Origin of the sequence: Vibrio mediterranei (genome assembly GCF_900088415.1) — a bacterium.
GTDB classification, from domain to species: Bacteria; Pseudomonadota; Gammaproteobacteria; order Enterobacterales; family Vibrionaceae; genus Vibrio; species Vibrio mediterranei.
Genome location: NZ_FLLQ01000003.1, coordinates 203,674 through 220,917 on the forward strand (window position 1 = coordinate 203,674; position 17,244 = coordinate 220,917).

Consider the following 17,244-nt stretch of genomic DNA (forward strand, 5'->3'; position numbering starts at 1 on the left):
AGCTCCGGCTGGCCTTTTTTGTGTTGTGATAGGTATTCTGATTTTTAACGATTTCTAATGATAGATAGATGAGTTAGTACTGTCCTTTTGTATATTATTTATCAATCATTTTCGCAGGTACTACTATGTTAATCCCACAACGTAAGTTATCCGGATTTACGCTAATCGAACTGATCGTAGTGATCGTTTTAGTTTCGATTGTGTCGGTAGTGGCTGCGAGTCGATTTTTAAACCGTTCTGGCTTTTCTGTGATTGCAGCACAAGAGCAAGCTATTGCGATTACTCAGCAAATACAGCTTGGGCGAATGCAATCCAATATCAGCGATATCGGTGAGCTCAATAGCCGCTATCAACTGGCGATTAAAGATGGTTGTTTTGGCTCTCGGTACAGTTGCACTCTTGTGAACCCTGAAGAGCAATCGGACTATTTAGCGTTGGATAACATTCAGGTCTCTGCTCCCACTAGCTTGCTGAATTTTGACTTACTTGGTCGTCCAGTATGTGAATCTTGTACTTACCCGATTACGATTCAATTCACTCAATTTAGTGAATCGGCATCCATTTGTATTAATTCAGAAGGTTTTGTCGATGCGTGCTAGAAAAATGAGTCAAGGAATGACGCTGATCGAAAGCGTACTTGCCATAGTGATCTTGGCCATCGCTTTGATTACATTGACGAGCTTCTTATTCCCTAGTGTGCAGAAAAGCGCATTACCGCACTACCAAGTACGAGCCGCTTCATTAGGACAAGCAGTATTGAACCAGATATTAGCTGTGAGTTTTGATGAGCAGAGCGATCGTAACGGCAGTCTATGGCGTTGCGATGAACTTGATAAGCAATGCACATTACCCGCTTCATTAGGTCCGGACAAGAACGAGCAGCCCGCCTTCTATAATGATGTTGATGACTATATAGGCTGCTGGTACGGTGCCAACGCCCAGCAGCAGTGCCAGCAAGGCTTATCTATTACAAGACTTCTCGGTGGTGATGAGCAAGACGACTACCGCAATTTTGTCGTTAATATTTTGGTTAGCTACGACTACGATAACGCACTCAGTGGTCAAGTAACTCCACATCAAACAAGCTCGTTCAAAAAGATCATTGTCCGCGTATCAGCGAGTAATTTCACCGAGTATGAGTTTGTTGCGTATAAGGGGAATTACTAATGTCATTCTCCGTTAAGCAATCAGGCGGTTTTACCTTACTAGAAATGATCATCACCATGGTTGTGGTTGGAATTCTGTTTTTAGGAATTGCTGGTTTTGTCGAGTTTGGTGCTCGCGGTTATGTGGATTCAGTAGCGCGCACTAAAATCCAGAACCAAGCGCAGTTTGTTATTGAGAAAATGTCCCGTGAGCTTAGACACGCCGTCCCCAACAGCATTCAAACCTCTTTGAACGGTCAATGTGTCTCGTATTATCCAATAACCTTTTCCGGCTTTTATCATTTGGATGAGAAGCTAGGAAAAACTGAGTTTGTGGTGGGTAACATTCACCAATATCCCCATAAATTTGCCAATACCGAAAGGTTGATCATTAATCCGAGTCGACAACAAGATCTTGAAGGTCGTCGAGCGATAAGTTTGGCAGGGGTCAGCTCTGTGGTCGAAGCACAATATTTTACGTTAAATCAATTGCCAGAACAGAACTCGGTTGGGCAGCGTTTGTATATCTACAACTCAGCAAACAAGGTCGATTATTGCATCACCACGTCTGGTCAGATAGAGCGAAACGGTATTCGTGTTGCCACCAATATCGACCCAGTAAAAAGCAGTTTTACTCACCTTGAAGCGTCACTACTTCGCTCAGCTTTAGTTCGTCTAAATCTAGTATTTAATCAAGCGAGTGAAGCGTCTAACTTCCAACATGATGTACAGGTGCTCAATGTTCCCTAGAAAACGTTCACAGCAAGGGAGTGTCTACATCGTTGCCATTTTTGTTGTGGTGGTAATGGGTATGTTGGCAATGAATCTCAATAGAATTCAATGGTCAAGTAACGAGACGTTATCACGTGAGTTGATTGGTACCAAGGCTTGGTTTTTGGCGAACTCTGGTGTTGAGTGGGCGTTGACGCAGCTCTATCCGTTAAATGAATCGAGTCTGACAGAAGAGTTGGCAGTCAGATGTAACCAGATTCAGCCATCGTCATCTGTAGCAATGTCTTATTTAATTTCTCAAGTGGGTATTAACTGCCGTAGCCTTTCAGTTCAGTGTGAAACGGTTAATGGTGGCGACCTAGAACTGATTCCAAAACAGCTCAGCTATTTTAAAATTACTAGCACGGCAATATGCGGAGATGGACAAGGATTTGATATTCAGCGTCAGCAAGAAGCTTGGGTAAAAGGATTCTCTGAATGAAGCAATTGATGGCTCTATTTATAAGCTTATTCGTGGTAGCAAATAGTTATGCAATAGAATATTGCGACTACTTTCCAGAATCAGTTCAAACTAACTATCGCCAAGATGGTTACCCTTACGTCTCTCAAGTAGACTTTTCGGGACATGACCAGACACTTATTTTTGATGTGGATGGTTTTAAAATGCCATTCAATTATCTAGCGAACAGTCCAGCTCATAGCGGTACAGCGGCCCACTGTTACTATCCAAATGCTCCAACTGATAGTTGTGCAGTGAGCCCAACGAATCATGCGCCAACTTTACCAGTTGATTTGCCTGCCTTTCCTACGAACCTTGAACCCTCAAGTTGTAGTGATAAGCACTGCTTATTGCCAAGTGGTAGTAAAGTGCAATCTATAACGATGAGGCAAGGTAAGACTCTTACGTTAGAAGGAGGGGAGATTTGGATTGGATCGTTGACCTTGGAACATGCAGCAAAAATCAAAGTGAGTGCGCCAACAATCCTGCACTACCGCCAGTTCTACATAAGTGGTCATTCACATATCAATAAAGATGGCGCAATAACTGATCTTATTTTAATTGGACACGGCTCTAACGCGGCTATCAATCTGACGAATCACAATAAGATCTCTGCTGCCCTATACGTAGATCCATCCAGCTTTCATAAGGGATTTAGGGTAAGCGGTGAACACAACGATCTTAATATGAATATTACGGTCAATCATATGTCGGTCACAGGTAAGAAGAATACCTTTAATTTACCCAAGTTGTGCGATGACACACCACCCCCACCTGAGTTTAAGCTTGATCTTTGCCCCTATTTCAAAGAAGAAGTGCAGACTACCCTTTATGACACATCTGGATCGCCACAAGGGCTTCTGAATGTGAATAGCGAATATGACGATGATAGAGACGAATGGTTTGATGATTTTGATGTCAACGCTATCGTTTTAACGCGCAATGACACTGGCCTCGCGTTTTCTCGCTTTACCAATAACAGCACTTATGGCGGCTGCTTTTATACGTCTTCATCCATTGGTTTACGTGGCTTTGGTTGGCAAAACTGTCAAGTGGAGCCCACGAAGAGCTTTGAAAACTATCCACCGCAATTAGATGATTTTCCAAGTGGTGACTATTCGAACGATTTTAAGTGTAAAGACGGCAAAGTATGTCATTTGAAGTGGACTAATAATAAGATCAAGAAGTTAGAGGTTAAAGATGACAGTAAGCTCATCATTGACTCTGGTGAGTATTGGGTTAATGAGCATATACATCTGGAAGATGCAGAGATCCAACTGCTCAATGGGCCAGTTAAGATCAATTATCGAGGAATAAAAGCAAACGGAGACCTGTATCCGCCTCACTTCAAAGATGATTTAAAAATCAATACATTAGGAAATAGTGAAGATTTACTTTTTGTCGGGCATGGCGCGGGCAGTGACATTGAAATAGAGAGCGAAGACTCTGTTATCAAAGCCTATTTTTATGTCCCTCCTGAAGCAGCCAGTATCGGAACGCGAGGTTTCTTAGTCAATGGTGAAGACAACTACATCTTTGGTGGGGTTGCCGCCCCAAATGTGACGCTTGGTGAGCGTGACTATGATGATCGGAAACGACATAAAGACAGAGATGATAACGATATTGAAGGTGAAGGCAATGTGTTGTTTGCGCGTATTCCTGCGCAATGTAAAGCGCCACCAGTAGGTCAAGATTACTATTTGGAATTGGAGCCTTTAAAAGGCATCGCATTGAGTTGTGAAACCCAACGTGTCACGTTTAATGTGGTCGATAAGTTCGGTAAGCCTATTGAAGACTACACCAAAGGCGTCAGAATTACAGCACCTGCCTCTGCCACAATGCAATTAATAGAAGGGGTTCGTATTAGCGAGGGGCTGTACAACCCAAGTGCTAACGGCCGGGTTATATTTGATGTGAGTAGCCAACACATTGAACAGCTCAGCGTGTCCGGTGAATTGGTGGAGAGTGCGAACAATACGCTTGTGACAGGTAACTACGAGTTTACGGCAAACAAGTTTGAATTTACGCCGCAAGCGTCTAGTTTGATTGCTGGAAAATCGGCAACGCTCGAAGTACGCCCTGTGACCTGTAATGTAACGCGTTCAGGTCTGTCCCAAGTTGTAGCAGCAAAAAACTATTCTGGGGTGCAAAACGTTGATATTGCAGCGACACGTTATCTAGAACCCAAATCTCCAACAGTACAGGCATCAGTTAAAGTCAAAGCTGCACAGAGTAATGATTTTGTGCCAATTCCAGTGACGGATCTCGCACTAGATTTTTCTCATGGCAGCAGTACCCCTGATGCTGGTCGCAGTGCTCTGATGGATATTCAGTACGATGAAGCTGGGCGAGTTTCTTTTGAGTTGTCTCAGACACGTTGTGTCAATGAGAGTGAGCAGAGCCCTTCAGACCAACAAGGGGCAGACGCCGCAAAACAATGCGTCACATATAAAGGAGTTCACGAGCTAAAAGTAAGGCCGTGGACGTTCGCGATCTGTGATGCATCAAACTACCAATTAGCATTAGATGGCACTTCATCTCAAGGCAGTGGCTATAAAGCCGCTGGGGAACGCTTTAACCTAGATGCCGTGCCAATTCGATGGCAGAAAAATGGTGCGACTCAAGGTCAAATTCCGATATTACCATCCTTTTGCCAGTCGCAATTTATCACCAAAAATTACTTCGATAATGATGCGCCTGTCTCCAGTGTTTTACTCACTGCCACTGAGGGTACGCCTGCAGTTAGACCTGTCGACGAAAGATTCCTTATTAAAATGGATGGTGAGGACGGGTCAACATTTGTTCGTAGTAATCGAGATAGTAATGGTGTGTTGCCATTTTACGCTCTCTATTGGGAAGATGTCGGAAGTCTTCTAATACAGACTCAAAGTCAATCGAACTATTTGGGGATGGTAATCAATCCGAGTAGCCGTAGTATCGGCCGCTTCTATCCTCATCATCTCGCTATGGTCTCCAATCAGTGGGGCTATGAGTCAGGGCACTCTGGGTTTGCATATATGGGCCAACCAATAAAACCAAGCTTTGTTGTGGAGGCGCGTAATCTAGAAAAATCACCTACTCCTAACTATGGTTATTTTGCCTCTAATTTGATGGTGACCTTAAATCATGTTGCTGCCAATGAAAGTGGTGATAGTTACTTACCGAGAATAAGTGCGACGGCAACGAGTTGGGATAGTGAAGCTTGGAAGTGTGATTCTACTGACTTGTCATGCAGCACCTCACGAGCTCGACTTGAGGCTAGCTTTGGTGATTATGTTTTCTCTAAACGTTATCAACTGGATGGTGTTACCTCGATAAAAGAACTGCCTGTTAAAGGGCTCTTTGGGGTACAGTCTAATTTAGTTGACGGTGTAGATTTTGAAAGCCCTTCTTTAACCGTAAATGGTACCAACGCGAAAGCGTTCCCAAGACAACCCGAGTTTCGTTATGGCCGTATGGTGATAGATAACGTTGGTGGCGATTTGACAACGGACATCAATATCCCTTTGAGAACGGAATATTGGACTGATACTGGGTTTGTGCTCAATAAGGAGGACAGTGGTTCCGCATTCAATGGTAAGCACTACTGCCGGCAGATCTTGTGGTCAGGTCAGTTAGAGACGGATGCAAAGCTGTTTAATAAAGACGGCAATACTATAACCACAGAAGATGCCGCCGTCAGCCAAGGCAACAGCAGCCAACTCTTTGCGAGCAACAATAGAATTCGTGAACAAGTTAATTTGTGGTTAAGGCTTGATCATAGTGCCCCAATTAGACTGAACTCAAATGATAGTGCTATTAAGTGCTTTGATAATAACGCGGGTCGTTCTTGGTTGAGATATAACTGGCGTGGTGTAGGTGATGAAGATCCACATGCCGTAGTGACCTTTGGATCACATCGAGGGAACGATAGAGTCATTTATCGCGGTGAGCCACACCTTATCGGACAATAAATCCTGTGAATTTTTTGCGTTAAGTAAGGAAACTGTAAGAAAATGCGGGTTTCACCCCATGTTTCTGCTTCAATGCCTTGCTGTGATGGCAAGGCATTGGTACATTTAGTGCAATTTTTGTCTTCTCATTCTTGCAGGACGAGCGAAGAATATGTTTAAAAAACTGCGTGGCATGTTTTCTAACGACCTATCGATTGATCTAGGTACTGCCAACACACTGATTTATGTAAAAGGACAGGGTATCGTCCTTGACGAGCCTTCTGTAGTAGCAATCCGCCAAGATCGTGCGGGTTCAGCCAAAAGCGTTGCGGCGGTAGGCCATGCAGCGAAGCAGATGCTAGGTCGAACGCCTGGTAATATTTCTGCGATTCGTCCAATGAAAGATGGCGTTATTGCTGACTTCTATGTGACCGAAAAAATGCTTCAGCACTTTATCAAACAAGTGCACGACAACAGCGTTCTTAAACCAAGCCCACGTGTTCTAGTTTGTGTCCCTTGCGGTTCAACACAAGTAGAGCGTCGTGCTATCCGTGAGTCTGCACTAGGTGCAGGCGCTCGTGAAGTGTATTTGATCGATGAACCTATGGCTGCTGCTATTGGTGCGGGTCTACGCGTCTCTGAGCCAACAGGTTCTATGGTTGTTGATATCGGTGGTGGTACAACAGAAGTAGCGGTTATCTCACTTAACGGTGTGGTTTACTCTTCTTCAGTACGTATCGGCGGTGACCGATTTGACGAAGCGGTTATCAACTATGTGCGCCGTAACTACGGCAGCTTGATTGGTGAAGCGACTGCTGAGAAGATCAAGCACGAAATTGGTTCTGCGTATCCAGGTGATACGGTTGAAGAGATTGAAGTACGTGGTCGTAACCTTGCAGAAGGTGTGCCTCGTAGCTTTAGCCTAAACTCAAATGAAATTCTAGAAGCGTTGCAAGAGCCATTAACTGGTATTGTATCGGCAGTGATGGTTGCGCTTGAGCAATGTCCGCCAGAGCTTGCTTCTGATATTTCTGAAAACGGTATGGTACTAACAGGTGGCGGTGCACTGCTACGCGATCTAGACCGATTGCTCACTGAAGAAACCGGTATCCCTGTTGTTATCGCTGAAGACCCACTAACATGTGTGGCTCGTGGTGGTGGTAAAGCTCTAGAAATGATCGACATGCACGGTGGCGATCTATTTACAGAAGAATAATGGTTTCACTCTAGTTTTGGTGTGGCACTGAAACTAGAGTCCACATCAGGATTATGAGTACATGAAACCAATATTTGGTCGAGGTCCTTCTTTACAACTTCGGTTATTTCTTGCTGTTACTTTATCAGCCGGCTTGATGCTGGCTGATAGTCGTTTAGATACATTCTCAAATTTCCGTTACTTATTGAACAGTGCCGTTGCACCAATTCAATATGCTGCGAACCTTCCTCGTACCATGTTTGATGGCGTCTATGAAAGGCTAAATACTCGACAAGGTCTAGCCGAGCAAAACGTAAACTTAAAACGCGAAGTGTTGCGCCTTAAAAGTGACTTAATTTTGCTTGATCAATACCGTGAAGAGAACCAGCGTTTTCGTGAGCTTTTAGGCTCATCTTTCGTCCGAGATGAAAAGAAGATGGTGACAGAGGTGATGGCTGTGGACACGTCTCCATATCGTCACCAGGTGGTGATTGATAAAGGTCGTATCGACGGTGTTTATGAAGGTCAGCCGGTTATTAATGAAAACGGTATTGTTGGTCAAGTGACCTTCGTTGGCGCTCACAACAGCCGTATTATGCTGCTGACGGACTCTAACAGCGCAATACCAGTGCAAGTCATTCGTAACGATATTCGAGTTATTGCATCAGGCAATGGGTCTATCGATGAGATTCAACTAGAGCACATTCCAACAAGCACTGACATTCAGAAAGATGACCTGTTGGTGACCTCTGGTCTTGGTGGAATCTATCCCGAAGGCTATCCAGTTGCTCATGTTAAATCGGTACAACGAGACAATCGACGAGAGTTCGCCAGCATTATTGCGGAGCCCGTGGTCGACTTTGATCGACTACGATACTTACTGTTGATTTGGCCGAGTAATGATAGACAGCAACAAGCGGTTGAAGATACGCTGAACGCGCAATAAAGGATTCTCATACTATTATGGCTAATAGTTCATTTCGCAGTCACTTAGTGATCAGTGTGTCACTGATAGTGGCGCTTGTATTGCAAACCATACCTTGGCCAGGCGTGCTAGACTTCGTAAGACCGTCATGGTTATTCTTGGTTCTAGGGTACTGGGTTTTAGCACTTCCGCATCGAGTAAATGTGGGTACCGCATTGATCGTTGGTCTGACTTGGGATCTACTGGTCGGTTCTACCTTGGGCATTCGCGGGATGATGATGTCGATTGTCATCTATATCGTGGCTCTTAATTTCTTGGTCCTCAGAAACATGGCACTTTGGCAGCAGGCTACGATCATGGCCTTGATATCTATGCTGTTAGAAGTGTTTATCTTTTTTGGTGAGTATTTGATCCAAGACGTCACTTTTAATCCGATGTCGCTGTGGAGTGGTCTGATTAACTGTATACTTTGGCCATGGATGTTTTTACTGTTACGTCGTGTAAGACGGCATTGGCATGTCAGGTAAATCAATGACTACAAAGATAGTATTGGCGTCAACTTCACCAAGACGCAGAGAGCTGTTAAGCCAGCTCGGATACCAATTCTCAGTGGTGAGTCCTGATATTGAAGAAGTGAAACAAGCCCAAGAAAGTGCTCAACAGTACGTTGAGCGCTTGTCGTTAGAGAAAGCGATGGCTGGGCTTGAACTGAGCGACTTGAGCTCTGTAGTTGTCGGTTCTGATACGGTCGTCGTTTTAAACGGACATGTACTAGAAAAACCCAATGATTTCGAACATGCCAAAGCTATGCTTCAAGGGATGTCAGGAGAAAAACATCAGGTGCTCACTGCTGTCAGTGTTGTATCTAAGAATAAACAGTCATCGGTTGTGGTAACGACGGATGTATGGTTCAAAACACTTAGCGAAAAAGAAATCGAACAATACTGGTTAAGTGGAGAACCTCAAGATAAAGCTGGCAGTTATGGAATCCAAGGATTAGGGGGACGCTTCGTCACTCGAATCGAGGGCAGCTATTACGCTGTAGTTGGACTGCCACTGTATGAAACTGACCAGCTCTTGCAAGAATTTATAAATAATTAAAAATATTGAGGTGCGCTCATGAGTGCAGAGCTGTTAATAAACGTAACCCCTAGTGAAACAAGGGTTGCCATGATTGAAGGTGGGGTTCTCCAAGAAGTCCACATTGAGCGCGAAGCAAAGCGTGGAATCGTTGGCAACATCTATAAAGGTAAAGTGAGCCGAGTCTTACCAGGAATGCAGGCTGCTTTCGTGGATATCGGTCTCGAAAAAGCGGCATTTCTGCATGCTTCCGACATCGTACCGCATACTGAGTGTGTGGCTGAAAATGAAAAGAAGCAGTTTCAAGTCCGTGATATTTCTGAGTTAGTTCGTCAAGGTCAAGACATCATAGTGCAAGTGGTCAAAGATCCGCTTGGAACTAAAGGTGCTCGTTTAACCACGGATATTACCCTTCCATCCCGTTACCTTGTCTTTATGCCAGGCGCGAGCCATGTCGGTGTTTCTCAACGTATCGAGAGCGAAGAAGAGCGTAACCGTTTAAAGAATGTGGTTGCTGACTACTGCGATGAAAACGGTGGCTTTATTATTCGTACCGCAGCAGAAGGTGCGAATGAAAAAGAACTGGCGCAAGATGCTGCATTCCTTAAGCGTTTATGGACCAAAATCAATGAACGTCGTACCAAATATAAAACGCGTTCAACGTTATATGGTGAATTGGGTTTAGCGCATCGTATCCTTCGTGATTTCGTTGGGACGGAAATTACTCGTGTTCAAGTGGATTCAAGACTGATTTTTGAGAGCTTAAAAGAGTTTACTAGCGAGTTTGTACCTGAACTGGAGAGTTTGCTTGAACTTTATGAAGGCGATAAGCCCATTTTCGATATGTACGATACCGAGAATGAGATTCAACGTTCACTTGAACGTAAAGTCGACTTAAAGTCTGGCGGTTACCTGATTATTGATCAAACAGAAGCGATGACAACGGTCGATATCAACACCGGTGCATTCGTGGGTCGTCGCAACTTAGAAGAGACTATTTTCAACACCAATGTCGAAGCAACTCAAGCCATTGCTCGACAGCTTAGACTGCGTAACTTAGGCGGTATCATCATCATCGATTTTATCGATATGGGTCTTGAAGAGCATCGTCAACGTGTGTTGAACTCTTTAGAAGGGGCACTTTCTAAAGATCGAGTGAAGACGAATATCAATGGATTTACCCAGTTAGGGTTGGTTGAGATGACACGAAAAAGAACTAGAGAAAGTATTGAACATGTTCTTTGTAGTGGTTGTCCAACTTGTGAAGGCCGAGGTTCAGTGAAAACCGTCGAAACAGTTTGCTATGAGATTTTACGCGAGATCACGCGTGTTAATCGAGCTTACGATGCCGACAAATTCGTGGCTTATGCGTCTCCTGCTGTCGCTGAAGCGCTTGAAGGCGATGAATCTCATGCATTGGCTGAACTGGAAGTCTTTATAGGTAAACAGGTTCGAATTCAAGCTGAGCCTTTATATATTCAAGAACAATTTGATGTTGTTATGATGTAATGAGTAATTTGTGAGTTCTCGCGTTAATCGGATTGTCCGTTTTTTTCTCTGGTTACTATTGACCGTATTGGTATTACTTGCCTCTGCGGTCACAGTATTGCGTGTGGGTTTGCCACAGCTAAATAAAATTCAACCAGAAATTGTGACTTGGGTAAACCAAGGAACAGGTCTCAATATTTCTTTGAAAGATGTGCGCGGTTTCTGGCGTAACACTCACCCTTCTATTTCTCTTCAAGGTGTTGTTGTTGGTCTGCCTGAAAGTCCTGAAACCAAATTCGAAGTCGGGAACTTAGAGCTCGAATTTGACTTGATTCAAACCATTATTCAAAGACAGCCTGTCTTAGCGGATATGGTCATTAATGACATGATGCTGGACATTCGTTCGGTCGATTTACTAAAAGCGACCGAGCCAAAAACGGTTCAACAGCCCAAGCAACCCGCTGCGAGTGGCGAGCAGTTGGTCAACCGCCTAGATAACTTGTTACTAAGGCAGTTAGATCGCTTTGCTGTCGCTAATTCAACTGTGTTGTATCAATCTATATCTGGTGAAGAACGTCAGTTAGATATAGAGAATCTGCAATGGCGGAATCAAAAGGCACGCCATTTAGCACAGGGCACCATCTCCATTGCCGATGCAAACTTAAACTCACTAGAAGTGAGAGCGGACTTTATTGATAAAGGCTCGCTGTCGAATGTTTCTGGCGACTTTTACGTCGCTGTGGACCAAATGTCACTGTCCCCGTGGCTGTCTGAAACTCAAAAGCAGCAAACTGGTATTAAAGATGGTGAAGTCAGCTTACGCAGCTGGATTACATTGGATAACAGCACTGCAAAAGAAGCTTATCTTGAAGTGTTACCATCTGAGCTTAGTTGGTCTAAAGATGGCAAAGACCACGATCTATTCGTCGAGTCTGCGGTTATGCATTTATTGCCATCAGATGCTGGTTGGCAGCTAAATGTTCATGAAGTTCAAGCCAGAACTAATGATGTTCCGTGGCCTGAACTGGATATTGCAGCAGAATGGAATCGCCAACAGCAATGGCAAGTGAATATTTCTCAGCTCGATGTGAATGCGTTAAAGCCATTGGCATCACTAAGTTCTGACCCGAGTGTGGAAGAGTGGTTAACTAAACTTAATCCGGGTGGGCAGATTGAAGATATTCGACTATCCCAAACTAATGGTACTGACTCCCTGAAATATTCGGCACACCTTGAGAATATGTCGATGTCGCAATGGGAACTTTTGCCAGGCTTCTCTCATGTCTCAGGATCGGTGCGCGGTAACATGAAGCAAGCTCATGCCCGCGTTAACGTTATTGATAATCGTTTCCCTTATGGTGATGTGTTTCAAGCTCCACTGAATATTAAGCAAGGTTTGGTTGATATTCATTGGCAAAATAACGGCGAGCAAGGTTGGTCGTTATGGTCTGATAAAGTGACGGCTGCGACGCCAGACTTGCAAGTGCTTGGTGCTTTTAGACTTGATTTCCCTAAGAATGACAGCCCATTCTTGTCATTCTATGCCGAAGCGGATCTTTACAATGCAGGTGAGGTTTGGCGTTATCTGCCAACTTTAGCTATGGGGCAAAGTCTTACAGACTACTTATCGGCAGCGATCCAAGCGGGTCGAGTCAATACATCTAAGCTGTTGTGGTATGGCAAACTGTCAGACTTCCCATATCGAGAACATAACGGCATGTTCCAAGCTTGGGTGGGACTTCGCGATGCTAAATTTAGTTTTGATACCAATTGGCCACCACTGACTGATTTACAACTCGATTTGTTGTTCCAGAATGAGACCATGTATTTGGACTCTCGCTCTGCGACACTGATGAATGTTAAAGGCCAGCGAATCACGGGTCGAATTCCAGTACTCAGTGGTGATGGGCACCTTGAAATAGAAGCGAAGGCAACAGGTCAAGGTAGTGCCGTCAGGGATTATATGACCGCTTCGCCGCTGGTGGACTCGGTTGGTGCTGCGTTAACTGCGGTTCAAGTTAGTGGTGATGTGAATGCCGACTTCCAGTTGTATATTCCGTTTTCTGGCGACGATACGCCGTCCAGAGCTTGGGGTTATGCGGAGCTAAAAGACAATCACGTCGAAATTGATGCTCCTCCGATGACGCTGGAAAAAGTGTCCGGTAGAGTTGAGTTTGACAATGATGTGGTGAAAGCGACAGGACTGTCTGCAAACTTGCTGAACCAGCCGATCTTCCTTGATTTTCAAGGGCAGAATGCTGGCAAAGGTTATTCGGTTGGAATTGATGCGGTTGGAGATTGGAAAACCGCACCACTAGAGCCTTATGTTGGTGATAAGGTGGTCAGCCGACTGGCAGGGCACTCGCCTTGGAACCTAGACGTGGATATTCAGCTCAACGATGTCGGTTTTACTTATCAGCTTGATCTGAATGCTAACCTTGCAACCATTGCGAGTGAATATCCCTATCCTCTCAAAAAAGCGTTTGGTGAATCAGGTAAAGCAAGACTTCAAGCTTCCGGAAACCAACAAGCTATAACCGCTAGATTGCAGTTACCCTCCGTTAAATATCAAACCGAGATTGATATCACAGGAGAAGTTCCGGTTCTTAAGGCGACTAACTTGGTGTTGGGGAAAGGTGGGTTCAAAATCAGCCCTATAGTTGGCCATCATTTCCAAGTACGGTCCGATAAGTTCAATGTCGACCAGTGGAGCGAGTTGTTTAAAGAGCCGCCGAGTGAAAAGAAAGCATTACTAGATGAGCTGAATAAACCGGAGCTTCCATTACCTAAACGGGTAAACGTGGAAGCGAAAGAACTGATGTTAGGTGGTATTGAGTGGCACGATGTGAACTTCAATGCCAGATACAAAAAAGGTGGCTGGCAGTTCGATCTTGATAGCCAAGAGGCAAAAGGGCAGGCGAGTTACAGCGACAACAACGAGTTGTATGTTGCGTTGAAGCGTCTGCATATCTACGTGCCAGAATTTGATAAGAAGGCACAGGATGATGAGTCGCTGATCACTCAGGAAAACCTTGAAGCGCCATTAGTGACTGAGTTTGATAAAACCTTCTTTGATATCATGCCGGATACTCAACTGACGATTGATAACTTCTGGTTCCAAGGTTACAAAGTCGGCAAAGTGGATATGGATGTTGAACGACAAGGTAATAAGCTCGTTTGGAAAAAACTGGACTTATCGAGTGGGACAAACAAAGTACATATTGACGGCAACTGGATGGTCGCTGGTCAGCAAAATAAAACACAGGTCAACCTAGCAGTCAGTGGTGAGAACAACAGTGATCTTATGGAACGATTTGGTATTACCTCTGGTATCCAACGTGCACCATTTGATCTCGACTCAAAGTTAACGTGGGATGGCGCACCATGGTCGATGCGAGTAAATACCGTCAGTGGTGAAATCAGTACTAAGCTAGGTAAAGGTATTATCTCTGATGTGAGCGGTGCCGCACGCTTGCTTGGTTTGTTTAGCTTGGATTCCATTATTCGTAAGATGCAGCTCGATTTTACCGATGTATTTGATAAAGGGATGGCGTTTAACTCAATTACAGGTAGCGGCAAAATCAGAGATGGCGTGTTTGTGACCAATGACATTAAGATGGATGCGGTCGCTGGTGAAATGACGATTAAAGGATTGGCTGACCTCTCGACTCAAACCGTCGACGCTGAAGTAAACTTTACGCCTGACATGACTTCAGGGATCCCTATCATTACGGCTTTTGCGGTGACGCCTCAGACAGCATTGGTTGTGCTTGCCGTGACGACAGTGATATCACCAGTGGTTGAGGTCGTGACACAAGTTAACTACTCAGTTAAAGGTCCACTGGACTCACCAACGGTAAGTGAGATTTCGAGGAGTCAGGGAGAGTATAAGTTACCTGAAAACCTCAAGAAGGAGATTAAGTAACACCATGAGCAAGGAACGCTTTGGCATCATACAAATGACATCAGGACCTGAACCAGAAGAGAACTTCAAGTTCATTGAACATAAGGTTGAGTTTCTTTCTGCTAAGGGGATGAAGTGGATTCTTACCCCAGAGAACTCGCTGGTTTTTGGTTCCCGTGACGATTATCACCGTCACGCGGAATTTTTAGGAAAAGGCAAGTATCAAGACAAGTTATCTGACTTAGCAAGACGCCATCAGATTCACCTTATTATTGGCAGCTTTCCTATTCGGGTTTCTGAAACGGAAGTGACTACAACAACGCTGGTCTTTGACGTAAATGGGCAGCGTATGAATCATTATGATAAGCTGCATATGTTTGATGTAGACGTCAATGATGGTCACAAAAATTACCGTGAATCAGAAACGTTTAAAGCGGGTACAAGCATTGCGATGGTGCCGACTGATTTTGGTGCGGTGGGCTTAACCATCTGCTATGACCTGCGTTTCCCACATCTATTCAGTGCGTTGAGGGCTCAAGGGGCGAGCGTAATTGTTGTGCCTGCGGCATTTACTGCGGTGACTGGAAAGGCACATTGGGAAGTCCTGTTGCGTGCTAGAGCGATTGAAAACCAATGTTGGATAGTCGCAGCTAATCAATGTGGCACCCACCCGTGTGGAAGAGAAACCTGGGGACACTCTATGGTGATATCGCCTTGGGGAGAGGTTCAAGGACAGCTTGAGCAGCAGACAGGTACAATAACCGCCGAACTGAATTTTGATGTTGTTGAAGAAGTGAGACAGAGTATGCCTGTCGCTAAACACATTCGATTTGAACAGCACTTACACTAATTATATTTACTATAAAGAGTAATCATATGGAACGCATAGAAGACGCGCTATTAGGGCCTACAGGTCTGTCTGAGCAAGATATTGAAGCTACGCTTGCGAGCATTGCAACTCGCCAGATTGACTATGCGGATATCTATTTTCAATCCAGCTGGCACGAATCTCTAGTGCTCGAAGACAGCATCATCAAGGACGGTTCATTTAATATCGACCGCGGTGTTGGTGTTAGAGCGGTTGCTGGCGAAAAAACGGGTTTTGCATACTCAGACCAAATCACACTGGATGGTCTGAAGCAAAGTGCAGTAGCGGCAAGAGGCATTGCACAGCAAGGTCAAAGCGCGCAAGTTAACGCGCTTACTCGTCGCGATAATCAAGCTTACTATGCAGCGGTTAACCCATTAGAAAGTTGGGAAAAACAACAAAAAACTGAACTGCTAAAGCAGCTTGATGCCTACATTCGTACTAAAGAGCCTTTAGTTAAAGAAGTCTCTGTCAGCTTAAGTGGCGTCTATGAGCAAATGCTAGTGGCGGCAACCGATGGAACCTTTGCTGGAGATGTGCGCCCATTGGTGCGCTTATCTATCAGTGTATTAGCACAGAAAGGCGACCGTCGTGAGCGAGGTAGTGCCGGTGGTGGTGGCCGCTATGGTTACGATTTCTTCCTCTCAACAGAAGAAGGTCAACAAGTCGCTTACAACTATGCCGATGAAGCCATTCGCCAAGCGCTAGTCAATCTGGAAGCGATTGACGCACCTGCTGGTACTATGCCAGTTGTACTAGGTTCTGGTTGGCCGGGAGTACTGTTACACGAAGCCGTAGGTCATGGCCTAGAGGGTGATTTTAACCGTAAAGAGTCATCAGTATTCTCTGGCAAGGTAGGTCAGCAAGTCACATCAAACCTGTGTACGATTGTTGATGATGGAACACTGCAAGACCTTCGTGGTTCGCTTAACGTGGACGATGAGGGTGTTCATGGACAGTACAATACGTTGATTGAAAATGGCACTCTGAAAGGTTACATGCAAGACAAGCTTAATGCGCGTCTAATGGGAGTAAACCCTACAGGTAACGCCCGTCGTGAATCCTATGCCCACTTACCTATGCCTCGTATGACCAACACTTATATGTTGCCGGGTGAGCATTCTCCAGAAGAAATTATCTCTACCGTGAAGAAAGGTCTTTATGCACCAAACTTTGGTGGTGGTCAGGTTGATATTACCTCTGGCAAGTTTGTGTTCTCAGCATCAGAAGCGTATCTCATCGAAGACGGTAAGATTACTGCGCCAGTGAAAGGTGCGACGCTAATTGGCTCTGGTATCGAAGCGATGCAGCAAGTCTCTATGGTGGGTAATGACCTGAGTATCGACCGCGGTGTTGGCGTCTGTGGTAAGGCTGGGCAAAGTGTGCCAGTTGGTGTTGGTCAGCCAAGCTTGAAGTTAGATGCACTAACTGTCGGCGGTACTGACTAAGTTCACAAGTATAAAGCAAAAACTACCG

Annotated in this window: 13 protein-coding genes; all 13 read left to right on the forward strand. The window is 44.8% G+C overall.

Annotation, left to right across the window (positions count from 1 at the left end):
* Positions 1 to 125 precede the first annotated feature (125 nt).
* The 13 genes from VME0621_RS26990 (at position 126) to tldD (ending at position 17,216) form a co-directional block, all read left to right on the forward strand.
* Positions 126 to 599, forward strand: a complete 474-nt coding sequence (locus tag VME0621_RS26990; RefSeq protein WP_038229137.1) for a prepilin-type N-terminal cleavage/methylation domain-containing protein — start codon at positions 126 to 128, stop codon at positions 597 to 599.
* Positions 589 to 1,167, forward strand: a complete 579-nt coding sequence (locus tag VME0621_RS10870) for a type IV pilus modification PilV family protein (RefSeq protein ID WP_062456699.1) — start codon at positions 589 to 591, stop codon at positions 1,165 to 1,167. Before VME0621_RS26990 ends, VME0621_RS10870 begins: the two co-directional genes overlap by 11 nt.
* Entirely contained in the window at positions 1,167 to 1,895 is a 729-nt protein-coding gene (locus VME0621_RS10875; RefSeq protein WP_062456702.1) for a PulJ/GspJ family protein, read from the forward strand. The genes VME0621_RS10870 and VME0621_RS10875 overlap by 1 nt, the downstream gene beginning before the upstream one ends.
* Positions 1,885 to 2,358 carry a hypothetical protein gene (locus VME0621_RS10880; RefSeq protein WP_062456706.1) on the forward strand — a complete coding sequence of 158 codons (474 nt, stop codon included), beginning with the start codon at positions 1,885 to 1,887 and terminating at the stop codon, positions 2,356 to 2,358. Before VME0621_RS10875 ends, VME0621_RS10880 begins: the two co-directional genes overlap by 11 nt.
* On the forward strand, positions 2,355 to 6,329 hold the full coding sequence (locus VME0621_RS10885) for a DUF6701 domain-containing protein (RefSeq protein ID WP_062456710.1): 3,975 nt from the start codon (positions 2,355 to 2,357) through the stop codon (positions 6,327 to 6,329). The genes VME0621_RS10880 and VME0621_RS10885 overlap by 4 nt, the downstream gene beginning before the upstream one ends.
* A gap of 151 nt (positions 6,330 to 6,480) precedes the next feature.
* The gene (locus VME0621_RS10890; protein WP_006071009.1) at positions 6,481 to 7,524 is read left to right on the forward strand and encodes a rod shape-determining protein; all 1,044 of its coding nucleotides are present in this window, start codon (positions 6,481 to 6,483) and stop codon (positions 7,522 to 7,524) included.
* Positions 7,525 to 7,585: 61 nt separating this feature from the next.
* Positions 7,586 to 8,449, forward strand: coding sequence for a rod shape-determining protein MreC (mreC, locus tag VME0621_RS10895; RefSeq protein WP_006071010.1), 864 nt, complete (start codon positions 7,586 to 7,588; stop codon positions 8,447 to 8,449).
* A gap of 17 nt (positions 8,450 to 8,466) precedes the next feature.
* A complete protein-coding gene (gene mreD, locus VME0621_RS10900; protein ID WP_006071011.1) occupies positions 8,467 to 8,955 on the forward strand; it encodes a rod shape-determining protein MreD in 489 nt (162 codons plus the stop codon).
* A 4-nt stretch (positions 8,956 to 8,959) separates the two neighbouring features.
* Positions 8,960 to 9,529, forward strand: a complete 570-nt coding sequence (locus VME0621_RS10905) for a Maf family protein (RefSeq protein ID WP_062457025.1) — start codon at positions 8,960 to 8,962, stop codon at positions 9,527 to 9,529.
* 18 nt (positions 9,530 to 9,547) lie between these two features.
* Entirely contained in the window at positions 9,548 to 11,017 is a 1,470-nt protein-coding gene (gene rng / locus VME0621_RS10910) for a ribonuclease G (protein ID WP_006071014.1), read from the forward strand.
* Positions 11,018 to 11,027: 10 nt separating this feature from the next.
* Positions 11,028 to 14,921, forward strand: coding sequence for a YhdP family protein (locus tag VME0621_RS10915; protein WP_062456713.1), 3,894 nt, complete (start codon positions 11,028 to 11,030; stop codon positions 14,919 to 14,921).
* A 4-nt stretch (positions 14,922 to 14,925) separates the two neighbouring features.
* Positions 14,926 to 15,750: a carbon-nitrogen hydrolase family protein gene (locus VME0621_RS10920; RefSeq protein WP_006071019.1), complete on the forward strand. Its 825-nt coding sequence runs from the start codon at positions 14,926 to 14,928 to the stop codon at positions 15,748 to 15,750.
* Between the two features lie 26 nt (positions 15,751 to 15,776).
* Complete coding sequence (gene tldD, locus VME0621_RS10925) at positions 15,777 to 17,216, forward strand: metalloprotease TldD (protein ID WP_006071021.1); 1,440 nt, start codon at positions 15,777 to 15,779, stop codon at positions 17,214 to 17,216.
* Positions 17,217 to 17,244: the final 28 nt, after the last annotated feature.

Coding starts and splice junctions, on each gene's coding strand:
- VME0621_RS10905 (WP_062457025.1), top strand. CDS start 8,960: ATGACTACAAAGATAGTATTGGCGTCAACTTCACCAAGACGCAGAGAG.
- mreC (WP_006071010.1), top strand. CDS start 7,586: ATGAAACCAATATTTGGTCGAGGTCCTTCTTTACAACTTCGGTTATTT.
- tldD (WP_006071021.1), top strand. CDS start 15,777: ATGGAACGCATAGAAGACGCGCTATTAGGGCCTACAGGTCTGTCTGAG.
- VME0621_RS10880 (WP_062456706.1), top strand. CDS start 1,885: ATGTTCCCTAGAAAACGTTCACAGCAAGGGAGTGTCTACATCGTTGCC.
- VME0621_RS10920 (WP_006071019.1), top strand. CDS start 14,926: ATGAGCAAGGAACGCTTTGGCATCATACAAATGACATCAGGACCTGAA.
- VME0621_RS26990 (WP_038229137.1), top strand. CDS start 126: ATGTTAATCCCACAACGTAAGTTATCCGGATTTACGCTAATCGAACTG.
- mreD (WP_006071011.1), top strand. CDS start 8,467: ATGGCTAATAGTTCATTTCGCAGTCACTTAGTGATCAGTGTGTCACTG.
- VME0621_RS10885 (WP_062456710.1), top strand. CDS start 2,355: ATGAAGCAATTGATGGCTCTATTTATAAGCTTATTCGTGGTAGCAAAT.
- rng (WP_006071014.1), top strand. CDS start 9,548: ATGAGTGCAGAGCTGTTAATAAACGTAACCCCTAGTGAAACAAGGGTT.
- VME0621_RS10890 (WP_006071009.1), top strand. CDS start 6,481: ATGTTTAAAAAACTGCGTGGCATGTTTTCTAACGACCTATCGATTGAT.
- VME0621_RS10875 (WP_062456702.1), top strand. CDS start 1,167: ATGTCATTCTCCGTTAAGCAATCAGGCGGTTTTACCTTACTAGAAATG.
- VME0621_RS10870 (WP_062456699.1), top strand. CDS start 589: ATGCGTGCTAGAAAAATGAGTCAAGGAATGACGCTGATCGAAAGCGTA.